We start from the raw sequence: 12,662 nt of genomic DNA, 5'->3' as shown, positions 1-12,662 counted from the left end.
GTTAATTGATAGATACGGAAAGTTTACCCTTGGCTTCGGTTTTGCCTAAAAAATGTGCTGCCGCATTTTCTTGGAAAACCTCGAAATCTTGAAAGGCTATAATAGTGTTTTTGGCCTTTTCCACTTCTAAAATATTTAATATATAAGGGTTGCCAAAAATATACAGCACAACGTTTTTTGTGGCAGTTATTTCTGAAATAAAATGCAATTCTTCGGTGCTTAACCCGAAATTATCTGTAGGTTTTATTGCAGGTGGGTAAATTGCAAGTACTACATTTTCTTGTGTTGAAATCTCTTTTTTTAGTTGAGCAATTGTTCGTTCTGATGAGCTGAATGAGGTAGAATTAAGCTCCTTATTTATGAATTGAAAAAAAGAATTGTCGGTATTTTTGGATATTTCTATTCCCACAAAACCATCAGCCTTAAAATTCAGAAGGGTATTTTTATCACCCTTTAACATTGTTAAACTTTGGTTGGCAATTTTGGCATTTAGGCTGTCTTCTGTAAATCGTTCCTTAGTTCCTGGGATGCTTGTATTAAACACCTTCTCTTTTAACTTCCAGATGCGCTTAAAGCTTTCTTCAATTTGGTTCTCTGTGGCGTTTTTCAAAATGGTTTCAATGCCTTCTTTTGGGTTTTCTGCAAAACATAAAACATCATTACCTGCATTAAATGCGACCCATTCCAGTTCTCCCTTGGTTGGGTAAAGTTTAGAAACACTACGCATATTTAGGGCATCAGAAATTACAACCTTATCAAAATTCATTTCCCCTCTTAAAACCCCTTTTATTGTTTTTTCAGAAAGGGTAGTGGGGGTATTCTTTTCTCCTGTTAATGCAGGTACGGCCAAATGACCAATCATCACACTTTCTACACCTTTCTTTATTAATTGTTGAAAAGGAAATAACTCGTTATTTAGTAACTCTTCCTTGGTTTTTTCTATAACAGGCAAGCCTATATGCGAGTCTGTTGCTGTATCACCATGGCCGGGAAAATGCTTTAAGCACCCCAATACACCTTCACTTTGCATCCCTTTTAAGTAAGCAATAGCCTTTGCCGTTACCAAAAATTTGTCTTCACCAAAAGAACGGTATCCAATTACAGGATTATTAGGATTGTTGTTAATATCAACTACAGGAGATAAATTCCAATGCACGCCAGCTTCTTTGCAATCATTGGCAATGTTTCGGCCAACTTCATAGATTAAATCATGGTGATCTTGCATGGCGCCTAATGTAATAGCATAAGGGTATTGAGGCGTGTTTTCTACTCGCATTGCCAGTCCCCATTCTGCGTCAATCGCAATTAGCAAAGGGTGCTTTGCTGCTTTTTGGTAACGCTTAATTAGTACTTTTAATTTAGCAACGCTATAATTGTCAGTTGAAGAACTGTCGTCAAAGTTAGCGGCGGCACTAATTCTACTTTTAAAAAAACAGAGGGCACCAATATTTTCTTCTTTTATAAGTTTTTCTAGCCTTTGTATTTCTTCTTCAGAATCATTGATATAGGCGGCTGGCATAAAAAATTGTCCAATTTTTTCGCGCTTAGATAGTAGGGTAGTGGCCTTGGTATAGTCCGGAATCACTGCCAAACTTTTAGGAACTGTATTTTCTGTTGGCACTACTTTTTCTTTACAACTACTAAACACAATTAAGGCAATAAGGAACAAGCCTTTTATAACCTGGTTTTTACTTATTTGTGCTATTTTAATTTCGGGGTACATTTTGAGTGCTGCTTTAAAATTGTTCTCCTGCTAAAATAAGCTTTTTACAGCGTGTAGATAAATACCTTAGATTAAATTCGGTAGAAAGGGGCTAAATGATTTAAATTTGAATAAAACCATTCATAATAAAACCAATTTTTATCACTATATCAATGTCAGACTATATCAAAGTTACCGAATCAGCTTCCAATTATAAGGATTTGGAGTTAATGGATACACATAAGATACTTTCTAGTATGAATGCTGAGGATCAGAAAATTGCAGCTGCTGTGGCGCTCTGTATTCCTGAGATTACAAAATTTGTAGATGAACTAACGGAACGATTCTCTAAAGGCGGACGCTTATTTTATATTGGAGCAGGAACAAGTGGGCGCTTAGGGGTTTTAGATGCTTCTGAAATTCCACCAACTTTTGGATTGCCTCATACAAGAGTTATTGGTATTATTGCAGGTGGTGATGGTGCCATTCGTAAATCTGTTGAAAATGCAGAGGATGATGCTTTTCAAGCATGGAAAGATATGGAGTTAGAAGGAATTGGCGCTAATGATACCGTGGTTGGTATTGCGGCTTCAGGTACTACCCCTTATGTTATAGGTGGAGTGAAAAAGGCAAAAGAAAATGGGTTGTTAACGGCTTGTGTTACTAATAACCCAGGTTCCCCTTTAACCAAGGCGGTAGCTATTGCTATTGCTGTTAATGTAGGACCTGAATTTGTTACGGGTAGCACCAGAATGAAAAGTGGTACAGCCCAAAAACTGGTGTTAAATATGATCTCTACGGCCTTAATGATAAAAATTGGCCGTGTAAAAGGAAATAAAATGGTGAACATGCAACTCAGTAATGACAAATTAGTAGACAGAGGTGTTCGCTATGTGGTTGAAGAACTAAAGATAGACTATGACCAAGCCAAAATTTTACTAGACAAATATGGTTCCGTTAAAAATGCAATTGAAGCTGGGAGGTAAAGCTGAAAGTCCAAAGACCAAAGTAAAAAGTAAAAAGTGCGAAGTTGAAAGCCAATTATCAACAAGGAATAGGGGATATGTTTTTTACTTATTTGTTACTTTAGTTAGCAGATTTTGTTGTTTCAACTATCAACTATCAACTATCAACTATCAACTATCAACTATCAACTAATTGTTAGGAATCAATTTTAAAATTCCTTTGCCTTCAACACCAACATAGATGTAGCCATCTGGACCTTGGCGAACATTACGTACCCGTCCAATTTCGTCCAATAACTTTTCTCTGTGGGTTACTTTGTTGTCTTTGATAACCAAGCGTTCTAAATACTGAAATTTTAATGAACCAACCAAAAGGCTATTTTTCCACCCTTTGTATTTATCCGAGGTAACAAATGCCATTCCACTTGGTGCAATGGAAGGAAGCCAATAGTGAATGGGTTGCTCCATACCTTCCATTTCAGTTTTGTCTGTAATAGAGGTTCCACTATAATTAATACCGTATGTAATTACGGGCCAACCATAATTAGCTCCGCTTTTTACGATGTTAATTTCGTCCCCACCGCGAGGTCCGTGTTCATGGATCCATATTTTTCCTGTCGCATAATGTTTAGCCATCCCTTGAGGGTTTCTATTACCATAGGTATACGCTGCTGTTTTTGCTCCATTTTTATGTACAAATGGGTTGTCAGTAGGGACTCTCCCATCATCGTGTAGCCGGTATATTTTTCCGCCATCTTTGGTTAAATCTTGCGGGTTTGTATCTCTGTCACCTCGTTCTCCAATAGAAAAATAAAGGTAATTGTCATTGTCAAATTCTATTCTAGAACCAAAATGTTGCCCTTTGGTCGAATTCGGTGACGCCTTGTATATTACTTCTTTGTTTGTAAGTGTATTATTTTCAATTTTAGCCCTCATAATAGCGGTATGTCCACCTTCACCTTCACCATCTTCGGAAGCATATGAGAAGTAAAGCCATCCATTATTTTCGTAATCGGGATGCAATTCTAAATCTAATAAACCACCTTGTCCTCGTTCATATATTTCTGGGAGGTTCTTTATTTCAATTTTTTTACCGTCCTTACAGCGTAACAGTTTTCCACTTTTTTCAGACACTAAAATGCTACCATCAGGAAGAAAAACCATACCCCAAGGATTTATTAAATCGTCTACTACTGTTTCAGTGGTGAAATTGATAGTTTCAGGCGCAAAAACATTGTTTTTTTGATCCTGGCCGCAAGACAATGATGTCATTACAACGAATAAATATGTACATACAACACTTTTTTTCATATCTTAACGTTAATATTATTTAATGAATAGAATTTAAGAAGAGTAAATATATATAAAAATACATTAAGAATATTGTTGATCCCAAATCTACTGTATTCTCACAAAATTATACTTAACCTATGCAACCAAGTAAAAAAAGACTTGCGTTATATGCTACACTCTTGATTTTAGGATCAATTGTCTATACCTACGCAGTAACCAATCCTAAGATTTATGGTTTTATTACCGATGTTGTTACTCTTGAAAATAAAAAGTTTAGAGAATTAGCAATAGCTGAAATAGAAAAATCACCTACAGAACCAAGGTTCGCAGTTTCTGAAACTCCAAAAGAAGGTACATCAAAAAAAACCACAATAACCCCTGCAGCTATATTTGCAACAATTGTTACTGGGGCCAATGAAGAGGTAACCTGTCCTGATGATGGAAGCACATTAGCCAAATTTTTCCTATGTGGTACCGGAGATGATAGAACTATAGCATTAAGTGCTTCTGGGAATAACTATACATGGCAGAAATTAGGTTCTGGTTGTGCTTTTGTAGGATCAGATGAATGTCCTACCTACAATAATGCTTGTAATAGCGATTGGGTTACAGTTGAAAATACATCCACATTTTTCTTGGATGCTAGTGACCCTAATGTGGCAGCTGAATATAGAGTACGAGTAGATTCTGGTGTTTACTATCATTTTAGAGTCACATCTAACCCCTTAAATCCGCAACTTACCTATAAAAATATTATTTGTGGAAATCCAGGGAATATAGAAGTTACCAATGTACCTGCGGGATATGAATACAGTTTAAATTCATCTACTGGACCTTTTCAAGATAGTCCAGTTTTTACAATTACGGCAGCCGGTGATTATCAAGTTTATGCACAATTAAAAAATGCACCAGTGTCTTCTTGTGTTTTTCCATCGGAAATTGTAACAATTTCAGAAGAGTCTATGATTGTCGATGTTGCAAAGACAGATATTATTTGTAGTGGTGAAAAAGGAAATGTATCTGTCGCTGTGTCTAATGCTTCGGGCTTTTACAGTTATCGACTACTAAAAGGAGGAGTTACTATAGATACTTTTGGGCCTAGCGCAAATACAAATTATACCTTTAATAATTTAGGACCAGGAACATATAGCGTACAAGTACAAACAAACGATTGCAGTATTACAGTAGCTACTATTGCAGGTAGCCCAATTACCATTGGTAATGGCTTAGCTCCAATAGAGGCAACAGCCTTTGCCACGGATAGCTTTGGTTGTGGTGCAACAAGTGTTGATATTACCCTAGATGTATCTGGAGGCACGTCACCTTATAGTTACAGTATAGATGGGGGTACTACATTTAGTGCAACTTTTGCAAGCTCTGTAGTTTTTGCAGTGAATTCCGCTGGGACCTATAATATTATCGTAGAAGATGTTAATGGTTGTACTAAGAATGCAGCTGTTGAAGTACAGAATATTCCCCCTCCTGTTTTTAATGTTACATCGGAAGATGCCAATTGTGGGGGAGCGAATAATGGAAGACTAACCGTAAACGTAACCAATAGTAATGGTTATTCCCTAAAGTATAGTGCTAATAATGGTGCCACTTTTCAAAACAGTAATGTATTCTCTAGTATGGCTCCTGGCTCCTATGATGTAGTTGTTCAATATAGTCAAGATACTTTTGTGTGTAACACTTCACCTGTAACGGAAACTGTAGGAACACCTTCAACAATTACTTCTTCAGCAACCGCTACTCAATACCCTAATTGCACCAATGAAAATGGAGGAGAGATAACATTTACAGCAGCAGCAGGAGGTACAGGTCCTTATGAATATAGTGTAGGTTCTGGTTTTGTATTAGGACAAACTGTTTTTTCAGGATTATCACAGGGTAGTACCTATACCCCTCAAATTAGGGATGCCAATGGTTGTGTGGAGACCTTGGTAGATATCGTTTTTAATCCGCTAAATAAACCAACGGATATTGCCTTTACAGTTTCTAGTATTGATTGTGTAACGGGGACAGCTTCCGTGACCCTTGCGGTAACGGGGGGTGGTTCAATAACCGACTATGATATTATTGCGCCCAGTGTTGTTAGTAATGGAACTTCTAACGTATTTACGGGTCTAGGACTGGGTAGTTATACGTTTCGGGTAACAGATGATGGTGGTTGTTCTTATACAGAAAGTTTTGCAATAAATGATATTAGTTCTATAAAAGCAACAGCTCAGTTACAAGCAAATACTACTTGTTTTGGTGGTATTGATGGGCGTGGAAGGTTTGTAGTAGATGGCTTTGCCTCTAGTTATAGTTATCAAATTGATGCCAATCCGGTAGTTACCGGCCATACGGATAATATAATTAATTTAACAGGCTTGGCTGCGGGTACGTATTCCATCTCTGTTACGGATGAGGTTACCAGTTGTTCTGAAGTGGCTACACTGACTATTAATGAGCCTGGTGCTGCACTAGCTATGACGCCTACACTTACACCAATGGGTTGTAATAATAACAACAGAGGTTCTATTAGGGCAAACGCTACTGGAGGTTGGGGTAGTTACACCTATACCTTAGAAAGACCAGGTACATTATCTGATTTAGGTCCAAGAAGCAACCCTAATTTTACTGGATTAAATTATCCCGGTAATTATGTGTTAACGGTTGAAGATGGAGAGGGTTGTACAGAAACCTATAGTTTTACCTTGTCGCCCACAAGTTCACCTTCATTGGTCATTGATGATAGTGCTTCCGATTATTGTTTTGACAATATGGATGCTGCTTCAATAAGTGTAACTGCTTCTGGCGGAGATAGTAATTATGAGTATCGGATAAATAGCGGGGCTTGGGTAGCTGGTGGTGCAACGGAATTATTCTCAGGTTTAGTACCAGGCAGTTATATCATTCAAGTAAGAGATGGAAATGGGTGTATAGATACAGTAAGTAGAAATATTCAACCTCAGACAACTTCAACAGTAACTATTCAAAAAGAATTGACATGTAGTTTAAACCCTGTAGATGGGGCTGCGGAAATTAGGGTCAATTTATCAAATGGGAACACACCGTACCAAACCTATGAAGTAAGTTATAATAGCGGTGCATATGAGCCAACAGTAGCGTTTGGAGGTAATTCCTTTGTGTATACGACTTTATTAGATGGTACGTATCAATTTAGAATCATAGATAATGAAAATTGCCCTGTGCTAACCAATGTGGTAACGATTCTGCCAACAGAGGTAATAGTGGCCTCAGCCACGGTTACAGATCCTAGATGTGGGGATGCCAATACAGGTATGGTACAGTTAGTGCCAGATACCTCAGTGGGTATACCTCCCTATCAATATAGTGTAGATAATAGTATTGGTTCCTATGGTGATCAATCGGTTTTTGTAAACTTGGCAACAGGGAATTATACTTATTATGTAAGGGATAGCAGGGGATGTCATGTTCCTGTTAATTTTACAATTGGTGCAGCAGCTCCTGGTGTAGATGCAGCGGTAGGTTTTACACCACCTGTGTGTGGTATTTTACCTGCTAATGGAGCGATAAATATTACTGGGATTACAGACGGAATTGCACCATTTACTTATACACTTTTAGATACTGCAGGAAATTTAATAACGACATCGGGATCAACAGCAAGTACTACCTATGATTTTCTAGGACTTGCTGAAGGAGATTATATTGTAGTTACCAATGATGCCGCAGGATGTGAAGATAGAGATGTAATTAACTTACGACAAAACAGTTTGGATTTAGTTCCGATACCAACAGGGGTGCCCGACTGTACAACAGATTTTGCCTATATAGTAGATATTGTAGGGGGAACTCCTCCGTACCTTATTGGTTTGGTGGGAGAAACGCTGACAAGTCCGGCAAATGATCCAAACGTAGATGCCGATACTCATAATTTTATTGGGGTGGTTGAATACGGAGTTACCTATTATGTTCAGGTAATAGACGCATTAGGGTGTACCTATGTAGAAGAAATAGCTCCTATTTTGAGCCCTACTTCTTTAACAGTTACAGCATCTGCTACTGCCGCCTCATGTGCGGTGCCAGATAATGCTGGAATCACCTATGAATTGGATGGCTTGCCAGATGGTACAGATGTTATTGTTCAGTTAATGGATACAGACAGCGGACTAATTATTGCTGGTCCCACGACCTTAAATGCTGTTAATTTTCCATACACTGGTTCTTTTGGTAGCTTACCAATTGGTAATTATCAAATTATTGTGCAAGAAGATACAAGTCCGGTTACCAATGTGTGTAACGCTAGTGCCTTGGTTTCTATTTCTCAAAATTTACCATCTATTGCGATAGATAGTAATACCAATGCAAATTGTAATATTCCAACCGGTCAATTGGTGTTGCGAGGGCAAGGTGGAACACCATCCTATACATTTGCCGTAGTTCCTGCAAACGATCCTGTACCTAGTACGCTAACAGCTGCCAATGTATATGATCTGGCTCCTGGCACTTATGATATTTATGTAGAGGATAGCAACGGTTGTACTTCTATTTTGGAAGATATAACCATTGATGTTGATCCGGTGATGTCGGCTCCAACTGTAGATGTTACCAATCAATGTTTTGCGGTTGCTAATTATACGATTGAGGTAACAGATCCACTAACAGTTCCTTCTAGTGGCCCTGAAACTACCTTTCAGTATGATATCGGAAATGGTTTTCAAGACAATCCAATTTTTACAGTAGCTAATCCCGGAACGTATACTATTACCGTACGTAATGGTAATGGGTGTACCAGTACGTTAGATGTGGAAGTGTTCGATTTCTTTTCTATAAGTGCAAGTGCTTCTTCAGAGCCATCTTGTAATAACGCAGACGGTGTAATTACCGTAGCTACCACAGGTGGTAGTGGTAATTTTGAATATGTTTTAGATGACGGATCAACCACAACTACTCAAAACAGCAGTGATACCGATCCTCATATTTTTACGGGAATGGCGCCAGGAAATTATACGATTACCGTAACAGATTTAGATTCAAATACTCCTACATTGTGTTCAGATGTGACCACTGTAGAAATCATAACGGTTTCTACGCCAATTATAGACAATACAATTGTAGCTGATATATCTTGTAACGGAGCGGCAGATGGTAGTATTACGGTAGAGTTAGTCCCAGCATCAGCAACAGATGCGCCATTTACTTATAATATATACGATGCTTCAAATACACAAATACAATCCATTGAAGATGCAACCTTCCAAAATTTGGTTCCAGGAACGTATCAGGTAGAAGTTGTCTCTAATAGAGGTTGTTCGGTGAGATCGGCAGATATTCTAGTAGAGGAGCCTACGGTGCTTCAGGTCACCCCAATAGCTCCAGCATTTTCGTGTAATCCATCAGCAAATTCTTTCAGTACCACAACCATTACAGTATATACAGATGATAATGGAGATGGAACAGGAACAGCAACAGCTAACGGTTCCTATAGTTATAGTTTAAATGATGGTACCCCATTTTATGATGGAACTAGCTTTCAATCGGCCAATACTTTTGAAATTATAGACAACGGAACCGATCAAACCATAGCTGTCATTGTTAGAGATGATAAAGGATGCGAAGTTACGGAAACGATTACCATACTAACATCGACTGATTTAACCTTTGCGTATAATTTACTGGCTCCAATTAGCTGTGATTCTTCCGGAGGTGGAGCAGCAGCAGGACAGTTAGAAATAATAATCAATCAAGGTCCAGGTAATTATGGAGTTGAGGTTTTACCGCTAGGTTCTCAACCCGAGAAATTAACCAATGGAAGTGACCGTGTTGTTTGGGATATTACAGTGCCTGGTGACTATATATTTGCTGTGAGAGATATCGATAACGGAGGCTGTTTGTTTGTAACACCTGTGTATACTGTACCTGAGTATAATACAATAGAAGCGGTTATCAATGAAGTGAAGCCAGTTTCTTGTTTTAATACGAATGACGGTGAAATAAGCCTTGAAGTTACAAATTATACAGGGCTCTATAATTATGAAGTTTATTTGATTGATAATACAGGAACCGAAATTTCAACAGGAGTAACTGGTTCTTTTGATACGACAAATCCATTAAGTACACCAGAGGTAATTGTTGGTTTGCCCGCAGGAAACTTAATGGTAAGGGTAGAAGCATTAAGTACACCATTTTGTGATACTGCGAGTAATATAGCTCCAGTGAGATCTCCAGATAGGGCACTGACTTTGGTTCCAGAACAAACAGCTTATGTTACATGTGCTGTTCCAGGATTGGGTGAAATTACGGGTACTGGCGACGGTGGTTGGGGTACCTACGAATATCAATTAGAACAAGAAACGGCTACGGTTGGTACCTTTACAATAGTAACGTCTTATTCAGCTGCTAATGTGTTTAGTGATTTGTCACATGGTAATTATAGGCTTAGTATTCGAGATGCCGGTGGTTGTATTGTTTCGGAAACCTTGCAATTAAGTCTGCCAGATGCTATTGCTTCTGAGATACAAATTGTGCAACCCTTACTTTGTCCAGGTGCTAACGATGGCGTTATAGAAGCTTTTAATATCCTTGGGGGAGAAGATTTAGATGGTGATGGGGAAGAGTACTTATTTCAATTAAATAGATTGGATAGTTCAGGAGCTGTAACCAATACAAGTGGGTTGCAAGAATCACCTGTGTTTCCCAACTTACGTTCAGGATATTACACAATTACGGTGTTTGACGGGTGGAGCTGTAGCTTTACTACAACACAGATATATTTAGTAGACCCTGCACCTGTAGAGCCAGAATTGGTAGAGCTTACGCCTCCTGGTTGTGGAGAAATGGGAGCTATGGAATTAAGTGTGTCTAACCCCATTGCTGGAATGGAGTATTTCTATAGAAGATCGGGTACAACAGACGCATTTGTAAGTTTTGGAGGAACAGATGTAATATCGGTTGTTATTACTATTCCAAATATCGATTTAGATCCAGGACCGTTTCAATATGATGTTCAAAACGGAAATGGATGTCCAGAACAAAAGTCCAATGAAATAGGATTGGATAAAGCTTTGCCGCTTGTGATTGGCTTAGATTTGGTAGATGCCAATATAAAGTGTGAAGGCGAGCAAACAGGTATTATTAGGTCTGAAGCCTATGGCGGTATTGGTAATTATACCTATACCTTGGTAAATAATGATCTAGATAGTAGTATAAACGCAGGTGTGCCTAGAGCGCCAATTGCCAGTGATATTGTTAGCGGTTCACAAGCATCGGGGATTTTTAGAGACCTAGGTCCAGGCACTTATTACATCTATGCCCAAAGTGGTGGTTGTACTGCAATTTCAGATATCATCAATATTGTGCCAAAAGATCCACTAGAATTAGTGAATTTAGAGGTGAATCCTGTGAGTTGTGTGGGAGATTACGATGGAGAAATATTTATAGAGGCTCGAGGCGGAACAGGTCAGATTAAGTTTTCTATTTCCGAAACTTTAAGCGAGTTTTTTGTTGGCGATGCAGCGAATCCAAATGCTATTACCTTTTCAGATTTACCTCCCGGAACTTATGAAATCATTGTGCAAGATGAGGTAGGTTGTAGTATCCTAAGAGAAGTTGTTGTAGAGGAACCTGAACAAATAGTGGTCTCTAATGTTGATACAACCCCAGAATTGTGTATAAATGCTTCCGACGGAACAGCAACATTGACCATTCAGGGAGGAACGCCCTTTATAGATGGCATTACAGGTGACACCTATTATGAAACGAGTTTAAATTCATCAGATCCAGCAGATTTTATTAGAAATGACGCCTTGTTCTTCGATAATTTAGCTGGTGGCGGAACTTATGTTGTTTTTATTAGGGATGCCAATTTGTGTGAAACTAATGTAATTATAAACATAGACTACGGGGTAGATTTATCCTCTACTCCAATCATTGAATACGGTTGTACCGGTATTTTTCCATACAGTACGGTAACTATAGATATGACGGATAACAGTGTGATCTCGGATTTAATGTTTTCATTAGATGTAGATGATATGAGTTTGGCTAATACGCAAAATGTATTTGGAGATTTAGAGCCAGATACGCAGCATACGGTATATATTTACCATAGCAATGGTTGTTCAACATCCGTAGATTTTTCTATTGATGCCTATACGCCCTTGTCACTTACCGCGATAAAGACAGGCCCTGATGAAGTTACTGCCACTGCAGAAGGCGGATTTGGAGATTATGAATTTTTCTTTCAAGAAATTTCAACAGGTAGTACTAATGTATATACCTTAAACGAAGACAAATCATTAGTTATTCGAGTGCAAGATCAAAGGGGTTGCGTGGCAGAGGTTGTACTAGAATTTAACTTTACTGAAAAGCCATTTATACCTAATTATTTTACCCCAAATGGAGATAATTTACATGATAAATGGGCACCGGAAAATAGTAAATACTTTCCAAATATTGAGGTCATCATTTATGATAGGTATGGTAGAGTTGTTGCACGATTAGATCAGGTGTCTGCCTGGGATGGAACTTATGAAGGGAAAGAAGTGCCAACAGGAGATTACTGGTATGTGGTAAATACCAATGATAAAGAGAAACAACGCTATGTAGGCCATTTTACGCTGTATAGGTAATATTTAATAATATATACACACTAAAAATGGCGCTCTTGTAGCGTCATTTTTAGTGCATAGGATCAAGGATCATTTGGAATGAATGGTTTAATTTAGCAA

Annotated in this window: 4 protein-coding genes; 2 read left to right on the top strand and 2 right to left on the bottom strand. The window is 38.3% G+C overall.

From position 1 onward, the window contains the following. Position 1 precedes the first annotated feature (1 nt). Positions 2-1,723 (bottom strand): glycoside hydrolase family 3 protein, encoded by a 1,722-nt coding sequence (locus MWU65_RS10420; RefSeq protein ID WP_247077741.1) that lies wholly within the window; start codon positions 1,721-1,723, stop codon positions 2-4. Between the two features lie 152 nt (positions 1,724-1,875). Here MWU65_RS10420 and MWU65_RS10415 point away from each other — a divergent pair, with 152 nt between their 5' ends. Further along, positions 1,876-2,688 carry an N-acetylmuramic acid 6-phosphate etherase gene (locus MWU65_RS10415; protein ID WP_247077738.1) on the top strand — a complete coding sequence of 271 codons (813 nt, stop codon included), beginning with the start codon at positions 1,876-1,878 and terminating at the stop codon, positions 2,686-2,688. Positions 2,689-2,856: 168 nt separating this feature from the next. On the opposite strand, the gene MWU65_RS10410 is transcribed toward MWU65_RS10415, so the two are convergent. Then, on the bottom strand, positions 2,857-3,978 hold the full coding sequence (locus tag MWU65_RS10410; RefSeq protein WP_247077735.1) for a PQQ-dependent sugar dehydrogenase: 1,122 nt from the start codon (positions 3,976-3,978) through the stop codon (positions 2,857-2,859). 119 nt (positions 3,979-4,097) lie between these two features. Between MWU65_RS10410 and MWU65_RS10405 the strand changes: the two genes are divergently transcribed. Then, positions 4,098-12,563, top strand: coding sequence for a T9SS type B sorting domain-containing protein (locus tag MWU65_RS10405; RefSeq protein WP_247077733.1), 8,466 nt, complete (start codon positions 4,098-4,100; stop codon positions 12,561-12,563). The last annotated feature ends 99 nt before the right edge of the window (positions 12,564-12,662 follow it).

Source organism: Cellulophaga sp. F20128, assembly GCF_023015805.1.
In the GTDB taxonomy this organism is placed as follows: domain Bacteria; phylum Bacteroidota; class Bacteroidia; order Flavobacteriales; family Flavobacteriaceae; genus Cellulophaga.
Note: the sequence above shows the minus strand (reverse complement) of the source record. Positions and strands in the feature narration are given on the sequence as shown.

Excerpts from the sequence above, each read along its gene's own strand:
- MWU65_RS10415 (WP_247077738.1), top strand. The coding sequence starts at position 1,876 with ATGTCAGACTATATCAAAGTTACCGAATCAGCTTCCAATTATAAGGAT.
- MWU65_RS10410 (WP_247077735.1), bottom strand. The coding sequence starts at position 3,978 with ATGAAAAAAAGTGTTGTATGTACATATTTATTCGTTGTAATGACATCA.
- MWU65_RS10420 (WP_247077741.1), bottom strand. The coding sequence starts at position 1,723 with ATGTACCCCGAAATTAAAATAGCACAAATAAGTAAAAACCAGGTTATA.
- MWU65_RS10405 (WP_247077733.1), top strand. The coding sequence starts at position 4,098 with ATGCAACCAAGTAAAAAAAGACTTGCGTTATATGCTACACTCTTGATT.